Source organism: Coleofasciculus sp. FACHB-542 (assembly GCF_014695825.1).
Lineage (GTDB): Bacteria > Cyanobacteriota > Cyanobacteriia > Cyanobacteriales > FACHB-T130 > FACHB-T130.
Genome location: NZ_JACJPB010000041.1, coordinates 145,219 through 163,412, shown reverse-complemented (window position 1 = coordinate 163,412; position 18,194 = coordinate 145,219). Strand labels below are relative to the sequence as shown.

8 protein-coding genes are annotated in these 18,194 nt (G+C 45.8%); 6 read left to right on the top strand and 2 right to left on the bottom strand.

The genetic code is table 11. The features are described 5' to 3' along the window. Positions 1-602 precede the first annotated feature (602 nt). From H6F52_RS15315 to H6F52_RS15300, 4 genes are all read left to right on the top strand, one after another. The gene (locus H6F52_RS15315) at positions 603-3,416 is read left to right on the top strand and encodes a PAS domain S-box protein (RefSeq protein WP_190535898.1); all 2,814 of its coding nucleotides are present in this window, start codon (positions 603-605) and stop codon (positions 3,414-3,416) included. 452 nt (positions 3,417-3,868) lie between these two features. Then, on the top strand, positions 3,869-4,834 hold the full coding sequence (locus H6F52_RS15310; protein ID WP_190535897.1) for a phosphate/phosphite/phosphonate ABC transporter substrate-binding protein: 966 nt from the start codon (positions 3,869-3,871) through the stop codon (positions 4,832-4,834). A gap of 11 nt (positions 4,835-4,845) precedes the next feature. Then, complete coding sequence (locus H6F52_RS25790; protein WP_190535895.1) at positions 4,846-6,648, top strand: ATP-binding protein; 1,803 nt, start codon at positions 4,846-4,848, stop codon at positions 6,646-6,648. Positions 6,649-7,089: 441 nt separating this feature from the next. Next, positions 7,090-11,547, top strand: a complete 4,458-nt coding sequence (locus tag H6F52_RS15300) for an EAL domain-containing protein (RefSeq protein WP_190535893.1) — start codon at positions 7,090-7,092, stop codon at positions 11,545-11,547. Between the two features lie 155 nt (positions 11,548-11,702). On the opposite strand, the gene cobN is transcribed toward H6F52_RS15300, so the two are convergent. Beyond that, positions 11,703-15,788, bottom strand: a complete 4,086-nt coding sequence (cobN, locus tag H6F52_RS15295; protein ID WP_190535891.1) for a cobaltochelatase subunit CobN — start codon at positions 15,786-15,788, stop codon at positions 11,703-11,705. A 135-nt stretch (positions 15,789-15,923) separates the two neighbouring features. Here cobN and H6F52_RS15290 point away from each other — a divergent pair, with 135 nt between their 5' ends. Together H6F52_RS15290 and H6F52_RS15285 are read left to right on the top strand one after the other, a co-directional pair. Further along, positions 15,924-16,625, top strand: coding sequence for an N-acetylmannosamine-6-phosphate 2-epimerase (locus tag H6F52_RS15290; protein WP_190535889.1), 702 nt, complete (start codon positions 15,924-15,926; stop codon positions 16,623-16,625). A 213-nt stretch (positions 16,626-16,838) separates the two neighbouring features. Beyond that, positions 16,839-16,994, top strand: coding sequence for a hypothetical protein (locus H6F52_RS15285; RefSeq protein ID WP_190415069.1), 156 nt, complete (start codon positions 16,839-16,841; stop codon positions 16,992-16,994). An 89-nt stretch (positions 16,995-17,083) separates the two neighbouring features. Here the strand turns inward: H6F52_RS15285 and H6F52_RS15280 are convergent, their stop codons facing one another. Beyond that, positions 17,084-18,112: a hypothetical protein gene (locus tag H6F52_RS15280; protein WP_190535887.1), complete on the bottom strand. Its 1,029-nt coding sequence runs from the start codon at positions 18,110-18,112 to the stop codon at positions 17,084-17,086. Between the last annotated feature and the right edge of the window lie 82 nt (positions 18,113-18,194).

The following is an 18,194-nucleotide window of genomic DNA, read 5'->3' as shown; positions in this document are numbered from 1 at the left end:
TTTGCTGTTAGGAATTTACATTTAGTTAAATTCTCCAAATCATTAAGAATTTTAGTAAATTCCTAAGCTAGTTAATTGAGTCAGGAGGGCACCATCGGCTTGGTAAAGTGCGATCGCTTGCAAAGAAAACAGGTGCGAGTCGCTGCATCGCCGCCTACCAAGAAGGCGATCGCGCTCTAGACCCGTTTAAGATGTGTAAAACCCTGAAACGGAGATTTCCATCTAGACGTTTTTTGAGTCGAAATTAGGTCGCAGCCGAGTTTGATGACGCGGCTCTAAAAGTTTTTTGGACTCTATCTCGCAAAAAGGCTTAACATTTGCCTCATTCTGCCGATATTGTTCAACTTGCGCTTACAAATAAAACCAAGAGAAAACATCTGTCTAAAGAATGAACTTTATTAGGCAAATATACCTTTAAGACAAGGATGGAATCAGATTTACAAAATCTTTTCTCGATGCCCTTGCCCAAGTAAAATCCTCATCAAGAGAACACTATAGGCTTTTCATCGCTATCCGAAAAATGCAATCAAGCTTCGCTTTCTAAGTCTGGAAGCTGCTACTGGTTATCGTTCACCCTCAACCTTAGTTCACCGAAACACGCCATGATGAAAGCGATTCTGCCTAAAAATGAAGCTGATTTAGTGTATGCACCCACTGAGGGCAGCTCAACGAAGCACTTGCATCGGAAATTCTTCTACAAGGTTGCGGGAGGTCTGGGAGTGGCAACTGTCCTACTGGTTAGCATTGGTGGGATTTCGTACCGGAGTATCACGCAACTTGTGCAAGCGAATAACTCAGTAGACGATACCTTTACCTTCATTAATCAGCTTGATGATGTATTTTCCGGAATCAAGGACGCAGAAACTGGGCAGCGTGGCTACATAATCACTGGAGACGAGGCTTATTTACAACCCTACTACACAGCAACAGCTAAGGTTAATCAACAAGTTGAGTTTCTCAAGGGATTAGCGGGAAATAACCTCAATCAACAGCAGAAGCTCGGCACTCTGGAATCTCTGACTGCAAGTAAATTTTCTGAATTGAAACGGTCAATCGAATTACGAAAAAACAAGGGATTTGAAGCCGCGCAGCAATTAGTTAAGACGAATGAAGGCAAGGTAGTGATGGATAACATCCGCCTGCTTGTCAATGATTTGGAAAATGACCAAAAGCATTTGTTGAAGGAGCGGTACCAACAAGCGAAAGACCAGGCTCGTGACTCTCTAATTACATTTTTAAGCGGTGTATTCCTAAATTTTATTATTGCTTTATGGGTTTACAGGCTTATTTATGGGGAGATGAGCGATCGCTATCGGACAGAAAATGAACTTCAGAAAGAACGCGACTATACATCATTTATTGTTCAGACTACACCAGCACTGGTCGTTGGGCTAAAGCTTGATGGGGTGATTACATTTGTCAATCCTGCTGTTGAGCAGGTGACAGGCTACTGCGCAGAAGAATTAATTGGACGCAACTGGTGGGAAATCTTTTATGCTGACGATGAATACAGAGGTATCGAGCAGTTATTATCCACCCTGAAGCACGGAGGCGTCCCCGACTATGAAACAGTTTTGACCATTCAGAATCGAGAAAAACGGATTATCAATTGGAATGTTCTGAAGCGGTTTGACGAGCGAGGCAAATTGGTTGATGTGATTCAATTTGGCAATGATATCACCGATCGCAAAGCAGCTGAGGACATTCGCAAAGGCGCAGAACTGCTGCAACTGATTTTGGATAATATTCCCCAATATATCTTCTGGAAGGATAGAAACTCTGTCTATTTAGGCTGTAATAAGGTTTCATGTCAAATCACTGGGATTAACAATCCAGAAAACATTATTGGCAAGACGGATTATGACTTGTGGTCGCAAGAAATAGCAGAAAAATACCGCAAAGACGACCGTCGCGTGATGGCAACGGATACCCCGGAACTGCATATTATCGAACGCTTGATTCAGCCAAACAATGAAGAACTCTGGGTAGACATCAACAAAGTTCCCATTCACGATGCGATGGGCAAAGTAATCGGTATCCTCAGCACCATAGAAGACGTTACCGAACGCAAGCAGGCGGAGAAAGCCTTGCGGCAGAATATGGAGATGCTTGACTTAGCCACGGACGCAATTATCATTCGGGATTTGAATGACAAGATTAGCTATTGGAATCAGGGCGCTGAACGACTATATGGTTGGACAAAAGCAGAAACACTCGGTCAGTACATCCACACCTTCTTGGAAACTGTCTTTCCCCAACCAAAAGAGGAAGTTCTAGAGATATGCCTGCGTGAAGGGAATTGGGAAGGCGAATTGATTCACACCAAGCGTGATGGCACTCAAATCACGGTAGCCAGCCGATGGACGCTGCAATTAGATGAATTTGGTCAGGTGTCCGCCAGACTAGAAATTAACAATGATATTAGCGATCGCAAGCAAGCTCTTGATGCCTTGCGCCAGTCGGAAGCGAAGGAACGAGAAAAAGCCCAGCAGTTGCAGCAAACTTTGCACGAACTCAAAAAGACCCAATCTCAACTGATTCAGACTGAAAAAATGTCCAGTTTGGGTCAACTGGTCGCTGGAGTGGCGCATGAAATTAATAATCCCGTTAACTTTATCTACGGCAATCTCATCCACACCGAGCAATATACACAAGACTTGCTCAATCTAATGAAAGTCTACCAACGGTACTATCCCAATCCCGCGCCAGAGATTCAAGAAGAAGTTGAGGCTTTAGACATTGAGTTTGTTCTTGAAGACCTGCCCAAAATGGTCGCTTCAATGAAGTTAGGCGCTGACCGCATCCGCCAGATTGTCCTCTCTTTGCGAACCTTCTCCCGCCTGGATGAAGCAGAAATGAAGCCGGTTGATATTCACGAGGGTATTGATAGCACCCTCTTAATCTTGCAGAATCGGCTGAAAGCTAAACCAGATTCTCCAGGAATTACAGTTATTAAGAAATATGGCACGCTGCCAGAAGTAGAGTGTTATGCAGGACAACTGAATCAAGTATTTATGAATATCTTGAGCAATGCCATAGATGCTTTAGAAGGGTTGCCCTCTAATCGTCAAAAGCTCATCGATTTTGGAGAAACAAGTTCTAATAGCGAGTTCCTCATTCCTAATTCTCAATTACCGACCATCCAGATTTGCACTGAAGTTTTGAACGCGAACAAAATTGTTGTGCGAATTGCAGATAACGGCCCCGGCATCCGTGAGAATGTCAAGGCGCGACTTTTTGACCCATTTTTCACGACCAAGCCAATCGGTCAGGGCACCGGGCTAGGATTGGCAATCAGCTATCAGATTGTCACAGAAAAACATGGAGGGTCGATCAGTTGTGTATCAGCAGTGGGAGAGGGAACCGAGTTCGTTGTAGAGATTCCAGTCACACAAAGTCCAAGGCAAGGGAATTGACACATTTTCCGCGATTTCAAACGACAGAAGGGATTTCAAAGGTAATCCTTTTTGGTTAATGCTGTAATCCTGGGAGAACCTCTCAATCCCTTGGATCGCCAGACTTCCGAGTAATTTTCCCTGCTACTAAGTTAATCCTGCCCTTGAGGAGCATCTATGGGTGGATAGATGAGCGGCTTAAAACTAGATTTTTGGGTTTAAGAAAGAAAATCTTAAAAACCCGTAAAAACACAGTGTTTATTTTCTCCAATCCTCCTGAGAATGAGGATTGAGTGAAAGCATGGATCTAAAATTAGCGGACTCAAAATTTAAGTAGTAATCTCTTATATTACCACTTAACTTAAGATGTGAAAAAATAACATTTTTTGAAGTGTTACTTTCATAATTTTGGAAAGCGGTATTATTCTCCAGACACGGTAAAAAGTTAAAAGGTAAACATAGCCTTAAACAGAATGCAAAAACATCTATCTTGGACACGAAATCGCTCTTACAAACGAGCAGTGACTTGCTTCATCCTAGCCTTGTCCGTTACGTACAGTTGTGTAGCCTGTACTCAGCCAAGTGAAAATACCACAACGCCAATAAGCCCCAGCTCTCAGCCACTGAGTGATAGTTATAGGAATACAGGAGACGAACTAAAAACCATAAATATGGCGGTGATTCCGTGGCAGGTTTCAGCAGAACAGGAAAAGCAACTTCAGCCACTAGCGGACTATCTAAGCAAGACATTAGGAAAACCTGTTAAATTTCAGATTACAAAAGACTACGACACATCGATAGATTTACTGGTGAAAGGAAAAGTAGAAATGGCTTTTCTAGGTCCCCTGTCGTATGTGAAGGCACATCTTCGAGATCCCCAACTTAAGCCAATTGTTGCGCCAATTGAAAGAACAACCGGACGACCTTGGTATACAAGCACCATCGTTGTTAATAATGCCAGCGGTATCAAAACTATTAAAGATTTAAAAGGTAAGAGATTTGCCTTCGTCAGTAAATCCTCAGCTTCGGGTTACTTAGTGCCTTTAGCTCACTTTCAAGACATTGGTATTAACCCCGAACGCGACTTTGCTACAGTCAAGTATGCGGGTAGTCACGACAAGGTGAAAGCGGATTTACTAGCAGGAAAGGTGGATGCGATCGCGGATGATAAACGCTCGTATCTCCAGCAACAAAAAGAGGGAAATATCGATCCTTCAAAATACAAAATCATTTGGGAATCCGACCCAATTCCTCTTTCGCCGATTGTCGTCTCTAGTAAGCTTCCATCCCAACTGGTAATCGACCTCAAGAAAGCATTTGTCCACTCTCCAGAGGGACTGCTAGATCCCAGTGGTTCTGAGTCGGCTGGATATACTCTGGTAGAAGATCGAGACTATACACCGATTAGAAAGCTCCAAGAGCGCCTTAAGTTGAAATAAAGCCAAATGCAATGAAAATATTAACTAAGTTTATTGGATCTTCTATTGCCGTATTAGGGCTGATTTTATGCCTTACAGTTGGCAGTGAAGACTGGCTCAAGCAAGTAGAAAAATCTACCGAAACAAGCCGAGAAAGAGCCGCTCAAGCTGACAGTATAGTCTTGAATCTAAAAGTTTCTTTAAGAGACCAGATCGCAGCACTGAGGAACTATCTCATCCTCAACCGCGACCCCTCAGATATGGCAAAATATCACAAGGCAATGTCTGACTTTATCCTTAGCTTGGATGACTTAGAAAGTCTGATGCCAGAAAATTCAGAACTGAGAGTTGTTCGCCGTCGCCATAGTTTTCTCGTCCGCTTAGCAACAGAGCTTCGCGATACACCTTCTACTCTTAAACAGACTCAGCAGGATTTCAGAACCATCAATTCTTTTAAAGAAGATATTGATTTCTCTTTAAATTATCTAGTTACTAATATTCAGCAGCAGTATGCCCTAGCAAGGCAAGAATCAAATAAATTTAAACAGACAACCCATATTATTAGATATGCCACTACAGGTTTAATTCTTATAATTCTCACTGGGCAGATGATATTAATATTAATCCCAGTCATTTTATCTATAAAAAAACTCCAGTTAGGAGCGACAAAAATTGGTGCAGGTAATTTAGATTATCGCCTAAATATTCAAACAGGAGATGAAATTGAAAAATTGTCTTGCGAGTTCAACCAAATGGCAAAAAAACTTGCAGAATCTTACTATTTTTTAGAGCAAAAGATAATTGAACGGACTGCCGAATTGATTGAGTTAAACCAAAACTTAGAAATTGAAATTTCCGAACGCAAGCAGGCAGAAACAGAACTTCAGCAAGTTTTGCAAAACTTGCAACAAACCCAAGCTCAGCTCATTCAAACCGAAAAGATGTCTAGCCTTGGTCAAATGGTTGCTGGGGTAGCTCATGAAATTAATAACCCCGTTAATTTTATCCACGGCAACCTTGTGTATGTGGGTGAATATACACAAGATTTGTTGAGACTGGTGCAGCTTTACCAAAAACACTATCCTAACCCAATTACCGAGATCGAAGAGCAGACAGAAACTGTCGAAGTTGACTTTATTATCGCAGATTTAGACAAAATCCTATCTTCGATGAAAATTGGCACTGAACGTATCCGTCAAATTGTTCTTTCTTTGCGGAATTTCTCTCGCCTTGACGAGGCAGACATGAAGCCAGTTGATATTCACGAGGGATTAGATAGCACTCTTTTAATCTTGCAAAATCGATTAAAAGCTAAGCCGGAGCATCCCGCTATTGAGGTGGTTAAAGAATACGGAAATTTGCCTTTAGTTGAGTGTTATGCGGGTCAGATGAATCAGGTATTTATGAATATTATTAGCAATGCTATTGATGCCCTAGAAGCCTTTGATGGCTTATCGTTCATTGCTCGTAACAATGAACAATCGACAAGTAATCTTGAACCATCCCCAACGATTCGGATTAGCACTCAAGTTTTGCACCCCGACCGTGTTGCTGTGCAAATTGCTGATAATGGACTAGGCATGACGGAAGAGGTAAGAAAACGGCTATTCGATCCGTTTTTTACGACCAAGCCAGTTGGGCAAGGAACGGGGCTGGGGCTATCAATTAGCTATCAAATTGTAGTAGAGAAGCATTCAGGAATGCTTCGCTGCATTTCCGAAGCGGGACAGGGAGCAGAGTTTTGGATTGAAATCCCGATGCGTCAAAGCCAGAGAGGCTCTACTGCAACTGTTCGAGAGAGGTCAAATCGGTCAAAACCTATGGCAATTTCTTAAGCGTTGTCCTCTTATTGTTGAAGGGATGCATTAGCGAAGCTTAAGGAGCCGATCGGTTTTTGCTTTTGGCCTTCCTCTAGGCGACGCCGCAGCGATTAGATATTAAGTTGGTCTACCTCCTTCTTAACGTTGGTTTTGTAGAGACTCCATATCTCGCGTCTCTACAAACGATAAATGCTACCTCTAGGTCTCTGGCTTTTCATAAAAGTTTTATGTCTAAAATTTAACTTTAGTATCTTTTTTATTAATCTTTTATAAAAAAATCATATATTTTTGGAAGTCTTTTTAAGGTTTTCCAGTTCTATGCCAGAGAGATGACTTCTCTAAACTGGCATTACCTTGCCTATTCCAGCATTCACGAATAGGTAATTGTTACTAAGCATTTATTATTGAAACACTATTTCAAGTAGCAAGACGGTTTAGCATCAGGAACCCATTTAGATGAAAATCAGCCACAAATTGATGACAGGTTACTTAGCCGTTGCTCTACTTGTTGAAGTGGTTGGATATGTCGGAATTAAAGGAACGAATAATCTTGAAAAAAAATACAACGAACTTATTAATAGAACAATTCCTTTTCACTATGAGTTAGAGCGGTTGCAATATGTTTCGGATACAGTAGTTTTGTATACTAAAAAATTAGAATTCCAAGAAATAGAAAGAAATCCATCTGCAAAAGATATTGTATCGACGCGAAAATATCAAAATGTGGAGACTAGCCAGGAAAATTATCGCAAGGCTCTGAATGATTATAAAGAATTAGCGAACTATTTTTTCCCATCTGAGCAAGGATTGTCAGAAGAAATCCAAACTTCAGGTGAGAGATTTTTAAAATTATCCAACGAGGTGATTGGCTTAAAAAAGCAGGGAAAGGTAACTCCAGAGTTACTGGCAAAAGAAAACGAACTGGAAAAAACCAGCCAACAATTTATAGGAACTATTAACCAAAAAATTCAGGCTCAATCGCAAGAGTTGGAAGCCGAAAGAAAGAAGATTCAGGAAACTCTGCTCTTGACCGACAGAATGATATTTGGCGTCGGTTTATCTACCGTCTTAATCGCTATATTTCTTGGTCTTTCTATCTCGCGGTCTATATTGAGTCGGCTAAACAAACTCAAAGCGGCTGCGGGAGAGATAGGCAAGGGCAAGCTAGAGACAAAAATAGACGTTTCCAGCAAAGATGAGCTGAGCGCCTTAGCTGATGCTTTCAATAAAATGGCTGAGGATTTGCGGCAGAAAACAGCGGATGTAATCAATGTTTGTGAAAGCATGGTGGAATCTCTGATCGTGGTAACGCCCGATACCATGATTCAGTCAGTTAATAAAGCAACCTGCGAACTTTTGGGGTATCACAAAGAGGAATTAATTGGGCAACCGATAGGAGTTATTTTCGCCGATGAAAAATTTCCTTTCACAGCGTCGGAGTTGGATGATTTAACTCAAAAAAGGGTTGTCCGAGATGCGGAAAAAATTTACCTGTCCAAAGACGGGAGAAGAATCTCGGTGCTGTTTTCCTGTGCAGCGATCGCAAGCGTAACGGATAGAATTCAGGGAATCGTTTGTGTAGCCCAAGATATCACCGAACGACAGCGAGCGGAGTTGGCGATCAAACAAGCGAAAGAAGAACTAGAAATTAGAGTTGAGGAGCGCACAACTGAGTTAAAGCGTGCAATTGGGCAATTTCAGGGCGAAATTGTCGAGCGTCAGCGGGTAGAGGAAGCACTGCGCGATAGCGAGGAGCGGTTTCGGACGCTGATACAGGAGCTTCACGTCGGCGTTTTACTGCAAGGAGCCAACGCAGAAATCCTGCTGAGCAATCAAGCGGCTATCGACCTTCTCGGTATCACTGACAGCCAACTGCTGGGGAAAACTTCCTTCGATCTGAATTGGAATGTCATTCATGAAGATGGTACACCGTTCCCCGGAGAAACCCATCCGGTGTCGCAAGCGATCGCAACTCGTCAAGCCGTGCGGAATGTCGTGATGGGCGTTTATCGTCCCAGTGTGGGCGATCGCATCTGGCTATTAGTCAATGCCGAACCTCAGTTGGCAGCGGATGGTCGCCTTGAACAAGTAATCTGCACCTTCAGCGATATCACCAAGCGCAAGCAAGCAGAGGAAAGACTCGCGCAGCGCGAACGCTACTTATCAGCATTGGTTGAAGTTGAGCGCCGGTTGCTGACTTTTGATGGCAGCGTCAATTGCTACACGGAAATATTGGTACAACTCGGACAAGCAGCAGGCGCAAGTCGCGTTTACGTATTCGAGAACCATCGTTCGCAAATAGGCAACTTGCTGATGAGTCAGCGTGCCGAGTGGTGTGCCGAGGGCGTTCAGCCAGAAATCGACAATCCGGCGCTGCAAAACCTTTCTTATGACGACTTCTTCCCCCGCTGGGCATATTTGCTAGAAAAAGGTGACATTGTTGCCGGAATTGTCGCTGAATTACCCGAATCAGAGCGTTTTATCTTAGAACCTCAGGGAATTCTTTCCATCCTAATTTTGCCCATCATGGTTAAGGGCGAATTCTTCGGGTTTATCGGCTTTGACAACTGCATAGAAGCGCGTGCTTGGGAACCTTTGGAAATCAACCTGCTGCGTGCAGCGGCAGCCGCCATCTCTCTTACTCAAGAACGCAAGCAAGCAGAGGAAGCAGTAACACGCCTTGCCGGGATTTTGGAAGCAACGAGTGATTTCGTAGGCAGTGCGGACAATCGAGGACGCGCATTTTACATTAACCAGGCAGGTCGTCGCTTGGTCGGAATTCCTCTCGAAGAGGATATCTCAAACCTCAGCGTTGCCAGTTGCCACCCGAAATGGGCGGGTCAAATCATCTTGGAGGAGGGAATTCCTAGTGCGATTCGCGATGGCGTCTGGTGTGGCGAAACTGCACTTTTGACCCGCGACAAACGGGAGATTCCAGTTTTGCAGCTGATTATTGCCCACAAGAAGCCGGATGGAAGCGTTGACTTTCTTTCTACCATCTCCCGCGATATTAGCGATCGCAAGCAAGCAGAAAACGCTCTCAAACAGCTCAACGCAGACTTAGAAAAACGAGTCCTTGAGCGTACAGCAGAATTAAACAATGCGATCGCGCAATTGGAGGGCGAGATTGCCGAGCGCAAGTGGGCAGAAGAGGAACTGGAAAAATCCCTGTCCCTGCTCAAGGCGACGCTCGAATCAACAGCTGATGGGATTCTCGTAGTTGACAAAACCGGAAAAATAGCCAGTTTCAATCAAAAATTTGTCCAAATGTGGCGCATCCCCGACTCTATTGTCGCGGCAGGGAATAGCAACCAAGCCTTAGCATTTGTCCTAGAGCAGCTAAAAAACCCGGAAACCTTTATCACCAAAATTCAGGAACTCTATAGCGAACCAGACGCAGAAAGCTACGACCTCCTTGAATTTAAAGATAGAAGAATCTTCGAGCGCTATTCCCAGCCTCAACGGATTGGGGGAAAAGTCGTCGGTAGAGTGTGGAGCTTCCGCGATGTCACCGAGCGCCAACAGGCAGAAGAAACCATCCGCTATCAAGCGTTGCACGACCTGCTGACTGGCTTGCCGAACCGGATGCTATTCAATGAGCGGCTGTCTGTGTCCTTGGCGTATGCACGTCAAAGCCAAAGTACGCTTGCCGTAATGTTTTTGGATTTGGATCGTTTTAAGACGATTAACGATACATTGGGGCACGCTTTTGGCGATCGCTTGTTGCAAAGCGTCACTGAACGAATGATCGGCTGTCTGGGGGAGGATGACACCGTTGCTCGTTGGGGAGGGGATGAATTTACCCTACTTATCCCCCAAATTCGTTGTAAAGAGGACGCTGCTAAGATTGCCCAGAAAATCTTGGAAGCTTTAAAGCCAGAATTTTATTTAGAAGGGCACTCCCTGCATATCAGTAGCAGTATTGGGATTGCACTTTATCCCAGTGATGGCACAGATGCTGAAACGCTTTTGAGAAACGCCGATGCTGCCTTGTATCGTGCCAAAGAACAAGGTCGGAATAACTATCAATTTTATAATCCAGCAATGAATTCTCAGAATTCTGAGTTATTGGTACTCGAAAACGATTTGCACCATGCTCTAGAACGGGGAGAATTTGTCGTTTACTACCAACCTCAAGTCAATACAACGACTGGAGAAATCACCCACGTTGAAGCCCTGTTGCGCTGGCAGCATCCAAAATTTGGGCTAGTTTCTCCAGGAATATTTATTCCCCTAGCGGAAGAAACCGGACTCATCGTACCCATTGGGGAATGGGTGTTAAAGACTGCCTGCGCTCAAAATAAAGCTTGGCACGATGCAGGAATTGCCGACTTACAAGTGGCGGTTAACCTTTCTGCCCGACAGTTTCAGGAACCCGATTTAGTCAAAATGGTGACGCGAGTTCTGGAAGAAACTGGACTCGAAGCGCAATTTCTGGAGTTAGAAATTACTGAAACAATCACGATGCAAAATGTAGAATTTACCCGAAAAACTTTGAGTGAGTTGCATCGGCTAGGAGTCTACATTTCTCTAGATGATTTTGGGACGGGATATTCTTCTCTGACTTATTTGAAAAAGTTTCCCTTCCATACCTTAAAAATTGACAAATCCTTCGTTCGGGACTTGACAAGCGACCCCAATGATGCGGCCATCATTACAGCGATCGCAGCGTTAGGAAAGGTACTCAATCTGAGACTGGTTGCGGAAGGCGTGGAAACAGAAGCGCAAAAAGATTTCTTGCAAAATCTCCAATGCGAACAGATGCAAGGGTACTTTTTCTGGCGACCTCAAGCGGCTGAGGAGATTACCAAAATACTCGAAAAATCTTTCTCAAAGATAGCCAAACATTCAAGTTGTGTATCCGTTGCTAACTGTTCCTGTAGCTTTAGACTTTCAGCGGAAGCGATGCGATGATGGCTTAGGATGGATACGGAAGCGATCGCACAAAACTTATATTTTCGTCTTGCTCATGACGGATTAGGCAACTCAAACAGTAGTTTTAACCAAGCAACAAAGATGAGTGCGATCGCGTAAATTCTTCAGCCGTGCAGCGCTTGTTATCTCCCATATTAGAGGGCAGTGGTGGATTCGATGACGGCTTCGGCTTGGTGAACTAAGCTTCTTAACTTATCCACCATCTCTCGATCGACGTTTTGCCACAATCCCCGCTGATTCGCTTCTAGCAACCGTTCTGCCATATCTCGCAATGCCCAAGGATTCTTCTGATGGATGAAATCTTGCACAGATTGGTCGAATAAGTATGCTTCTGCAACTCCTTGATACATGAAATCTTCCACACAATTTGCTGTGGCATCATAAGCGAAGAGATAATCAACGGTTGCTGCCATTTCAAAAGCACCTTTGTAACCGTGGCGCATGACTCCAGCAATCCATTTTGGATTCACGACACGAGAACGATATACTCGCGCAATTTCTTCTCGCAGTTGCCGCACTTTCGGGTTTTCAGGAAGGGAATTATCCCCAAAGTAAGTTTGGGGATTTTTGCCACTCATCGCCCTTACTGCTGCTGTTAAACCGCCTTGAAATTGATAGTAATCATCTGAATCTAATAAATCGTGTTCCCGGTTATCTTGATTGTGCAATACGATTTGCATCTGGCGTAGACGCTGCTCAAAGGCTTCTGGGGCGGCGATTCCCCCTAAACCTCTTTTGCTCAGGGAAGGAGAAGAAACATCTCCCGCAACTCCTTTTGACAAGGGAGGCGAGGAATCTGCGGTGCTAGTGTAGGCGTAACTACTCCAGTTGATGTAGGCACGGGCTAAATCTTCGTCATCTGTCCAGTTTTGGGCTTCGATTAAGCCTTGCAATCCCGCACCGTAGGCACCAGGTTTAGAACCAAAGATGCGATAGCGCGATCGCATTTCTGCCTGTTCCTGATTTAACCCCGCTGCTTCCCATAACTCGGTTTCTTGTTTAACTTGCGCGGCTAAGGGGTTTTGTTCTGGCGGTTCATCCAACGCTGCGACTGCTGCCACCGCTTGATCGAATAGATCGATTAAGTTAGGAAAAGCATCGCGGAAAAAACCAGAGATTCTCAGCGTGACATCAACCCGGGGACGCTTTAAGACCGAAAGTGGCAAAATTTCAAAATCCACCACCCGCCGCGACGGACTATCCCACACGGGTTGCACTCCCAACAATGCCAGCGCTTCTGCCAAATCATCGCCGCCAGTCCGCATCGTGGAAGTTCCCCATACAGATAATCCAAGTATTTTAGGATACTCGCCGTTTTCTTGCGTGTATCGTTCGATCAAAGCTTCTGCTGCTTTGCGTCCAACCAGCCAAGCGGTTTCTGTAGGAATCGCCCGAATATCAACTGAGTAAAAATTGCGACCCGTAGGCAGAACGTCTGGGCGTCCTCGTGTTGGTGCACCAGATGCCCCGCTGGGAACAAAGCGCCCATCTAAGCCTCGCAATAGGTTTGTGATTTCTTGGGTGGTTTGTTGCAGGGAAGGCAGGAGGTAGCTGCGTATCCACTCCACTTCTCTTTGCGTGGCAGTGCCTACCCCATCCCAGCCCGGTTTGTCAACGGGGAGGGGGCAAGAGGGGGCGGAAACGGAGGGGGCGGTAAATAGATATTCCACCAAGTTAGCTGCTTGTTGTTCTAATGCTTCAACTGCGTCACCAACAGTGCGATAGGCTGCAATTGTTTGCTCGTTGTCCCCCTTTTGAACGGGGGGGATAGGGAGAGGTTGAGCGGGATCTGCTGTCAAGGGGTCGAAATCTAAACCCCAATCTTGGGCGATCGCGCGAGTTAAACCGAGACGATGAGTACCGGGATGACGAGCGATCGCTACTATCAAATCCCTGAGTTGTCGCCCCTGCGGACATTGCCCAAAAATGTGCAAACCATCTCGAATTTGAGCCTCTTTCAATTCGCACAGATACCCATCAGCGCGAGTAAGGAAATTTTGGATTTCCTCACTTCTGTTGTTAAGAGTTTCTAACCCTAAATCCTGATGGAGGTTTTCTTCAAGGATTAGCTGAGTGATGCGATCGCTTATCACTGGCAGGCGCGATGGATCTAAACTCTGCGCTTCATAATACTCGTCAATTAAACCTTCCAATTGTTGCAAAGAACCATAAAGTTCAGCGCGAGTCATCGGCGGCGTTAAATGGTCAATAATTACCGCTTGGGCGCGACGTTTAGCTTGCGAACCTTCGCCAGGGTCATTGACAATAAAAGGATAAAGATGAGGTAATGCGCCGAAAGTAACCTCCGGATAACAATTTTCAGAGAGTGCCACACTTTTACCCGGCAACCATTCTAAATTCCCATGTTTCCCCACATGAACGATTGCATCAGCCCCAAAATGTTGTCGCACCCAATAGTAGAAAGCGAGATAACTATGAGGCGGTTCCAAATCCGGAGCGTGATAATTCAAACTAGGGTCAATATCGTAACCCCGCGCTGGTTGAATCCCCACAAACACATTACCTAGATAAATACCAGGAATTGGGAATTCTGAAACGGAACCCGTTAACTCAATAAATCTCTCTTCCCTCTCTTCCTTCGCGTTCTTAGCGTCCTTGCGGTTCATCTCCAAAACCGAACTCCAGCGATCGCATATTCGCTTCTGCACGCCCACTGGCAACGTCGCAAAATACTCCTGATACTCTTCCCCACAGACAAATTGCCCGACTGGGCGCGATCGCCCCTCCGGATCGTTCGTCACCCCAGCCGTTAAACGCCCAATCAATTCATCTCCAGTTGCTGGGATATCTTCAACCTGATACCCAGCCAACTGCAACGCCTTGAGGATTTCTACACAACTTGCTGGGGTATCCAACCCAACACCATTGGCAAGACGCCCATCTCGGTTGGGATAATTAGCCAAAATCAAGGCAATTCGGCGCTCAGATGGTGGCGTTTGGCGTAGTTTTGCCCAATTAGAGGCTAAGTCAGCAACAAACTCAATGCGATCGCGTACTGGCTCATAAACCACCACATCCGTTTCCAACTGAGGATTCCGGGTTTGCACCGCCTTAAACGAAACCGCACGGCTAATAATCCGCCCATCCACTTCCGGTAGCGCTACATTCATCGCCATATCCCGTGGCGATAGCCCCTGAAACCCAGATTCCCACTGTTCCACCGTGCCACCGCTGAGGATTACCTGCAACACTGGTACATCTAAGGTGCTGAGTGCTAATGGCTCATCGCTAATCGCTAATTTTTGACCATTCGCGCTTGGCAATGAGCTAATCGCAAAGCTGGTGGTACTTAGCAAAACCTGTATGGGTTCTGCATCTTTAGGTTGGAGTTGTTGCAACACTTCTTCCTGCACATCCGGATCTCGCAAGGAAGAGACAAAAACAGGGACGGGTTCTAATTTTCGTGCGGCTAAAGCTTGGCAAAGCGCATCAATTACAGCGGTATTTCCCGCTAAATAATGAGCGCGATAGAACAAAATCCCAACTTTCGGATCTAACCTCTCCCCCAATCCCTCTCCTGCAAGGAAAGGGGACTCGTTCTCCCCCTTCCCTACGAGGGAAGGGGGCTGGGGGGTTAGGTTTTTATTAATATTATTCGCGCAATTAATGGGAGATGGGAAAGGAGAATTTTCTCCCTTATGCCCCATTTCCCATTGATAAAGCCCCACGCGAGGAACTTCTTGGGGTGGGAGTGGATTGTAACTACCTTCCAGACAAACATCAGCAATAAATTTTAGGGCGTTAGCAAAATTTTCCCCGCCACCTTCGATGAGGTAGCGCCACAACTGGTTAACAACTGATAAAGAAACAGTAGAATGACTGATTAAATCAGGATCTGGGCGATCGTCTCCTGGCAGGACAATCAATGCTGCACCCGTTCGCTGCACTGTCTCGCGTACCACTTCTAACCCGTAAGACCAGTAAGAACGTCCTCCCAGTAGCCGTAGAATAATTACCTGTGCCTGCTCTAGCACTTCCTCAGCGTAAGTATCAATACTGAGCTGTTGCTGCAACTGCAAAAGATTGACGACTCGTAGGGCTGGAAATCCCTCTGGTAATTTGGATACGGCTGCGGCGAGAGTTTGAATATCGGTGTCCGCTGCGGTGAGAAGGACGATCGGGGCAGGGGTTTGTTCGATAAAAATGACGCCTTCAGCGTCAGGATTCCATCCCCCAGGAGTAGCGGCTAGACGATGCATAATAGCGATTTTAGATTTTAGATTGGCTGTTGAGATTCGCTCTTGCCAAGGTATGACTTTCTCATACTTAGCTGAAAGTGGATTGCTCAAAGCTCATGGTTCGTTGTTCAATGTTCATGGCATTTGACGTAAACCATGAACCAAAATTCCCAAGGATTAAACGCGCTGAGTCAAGGTCTGATTGTATCTTGTCAGGCTCCGGTTGGCTCGCCGCTACATGAGCCGTCGGCGATCGCGGCGATCGCGCAAGCGGCGATTCTCAACGGAGCTGTCGGTGTCAGAATTGATACACCCGCTCATGTGAAGGCAGTCCGGGAACGGGTAAAATCACCGATTATCGGGCTGTGGAAACAACAGATACCGGGGTACGAAGTCTATATTACGCCCCAGTTTGAACACGCGGAAGCGATCGCTCAAGCCGGTGCGGACATTATTGCCATTGACGCTACTTTACGCGATCGCCCAGGCGCGGAAACAGTAGAAAAACTCATTACCCGGATTCACGATGAATTAGGCAAGCCGGTGATGGCTGATGTGGATACGATAGAGAGCGCGATCGCGGCGGCGGCGGCTGGTGCAGACATTGTCGGTACCACGCTCTATGGCTACACTGCCCAAACGAAAAATCTGGCTCCTCCCGGCTTCGATCTTCTCGCCCAAATAGTCGAACAGCTAAGCGTTCCAGCAATTTGTGAAGGTGGCATTGCCTCACCGCAGCAAGCTAAACACGCCTTGGAATTAGGAGCTTATGCTGTTGTCGTCGGTACCGCCATTACAGGTATAGATTACAACGTAAAAATGTACCGTGCTGCTTTCCCAAGTCTCGAAAAACCATAATTTTTAGCTAAAAACAATTGTGATAATTAAAACTTTGGCTACTTAATCATCAGTATTTCTCGTGAAACAGCAGTTTTTTTCTAGATTTAGTCTCAGCACGTAGGTAATTATTGGGATATACTTCTTTAGGTAGAGGCATACAAAGATTGCTCTAGTTATCTTTGTGGTCTAAAAAATAGTGAATGTGCCAGGGCGCTACCTAGGGTAATTTTTATGCACGCTTTACCACGAGTTATCAGGAAAACCGGCTTTTTATGGGCGTTGGTTGCAGTAGGTGCATTTCAGGGATTGCTGATTACCTGGATGCTGCCAACCCAAAGTTTGAACTTTAACAATCCGCCCCAATCGGTGCGTGCGGGAAATCGGTAGTTACGTGCAAAAACAAAAATACCCTCGATGCCTCGAAGGTATAACCAGAAAAAGTATTTTAGGTAGATTTGGCGGCACCCGCGCAACAACTAACCCGCCGCCAGTTGACGCCGCTTCACAATCACCATCGTGTTTCCCACGACTGGACTACGGGCTAGCACATCGCCTTGAGAATCGGCGAGTTGTAGCTTGCTGAAGTCGAGTTCTCTAGCACGTTGCAACATTTCAGCAGCTAATTTGTCCTGCTTAGAGACAGAGAGATTGTACCAAGCATCTCCTACCTTCACGATTAGCAAACTGCCTGGAAAGTTAGCTTCAATCGACTGAATCAGCCCATTTTCATATTGGCTGGTAATTTCAGTGACTCGATTTTGGATAGAGGCAATCAGGTTTTGCTCTGGAGTCAGCACTGGGGGAGGCGGCGTCACCGTTTCCACGGGTTCCGGTGCTTCAGGCGCTTTTAATTCCGGTGGAGTGGTAATTTGTGAAGTCGGAAGATTCGCCACGTCAGTCGGAGGCTTCCCAGGTATCAGGGCGGCTGTTGTCCAGAGTACTACGAGAAGAACGCCTGCGATCGCTCCCGACAAAGCCGTATTCGACAGCTTTTGACTGATTGCTTCCGGCAGAATTGAGCGGATTCTCCCTAGCGTCGCATTCCACAACATCACAAAGCGCATCCGACTCTGACGGAACCTCTCTAGAGGACTCGGCGTCGGTGGCAAAGGCACCACCTCAGCAGGGGGTGTCTCTGGTGCTGGCGTGTCCGCAGAGGTTTCTAGGGCTGACGTCTCTGTAGCCAATGCTGGTGCTTCTGGCGTCACTTCTGGCGTCAGCTCTGTCACCCCCTCAGTAGGTTGAAATACCACCTTTTCCGGAGGAGAAGGAGTCCTTGAGGGTAACTGTTCGGTAGGTTCTGCCTCCAGTTTTTCGACAACCCCTTCCAGTAGCTGAATTGTGCCACGCAGAGTTTTAAGGCTTTGCACTTTCAGAACGGGTTGGAATCTAGCCCAAATTTGCTGGAGGGCTTTTCCCGATTGGCTTTTTGCCCCCGTGGGCGTCGGCGTTTGGGGTGCCGGTTTAGCTGAAGAAGTTGGCTGTTTCGGTTGATCTTCTGGCATCGAATTTCCCCTGAGGGCAGTGCAAATAGGTGCAATTACGGTAAATTTTTACCGAATGCTGCCTTCACAGCCCTAATCTACC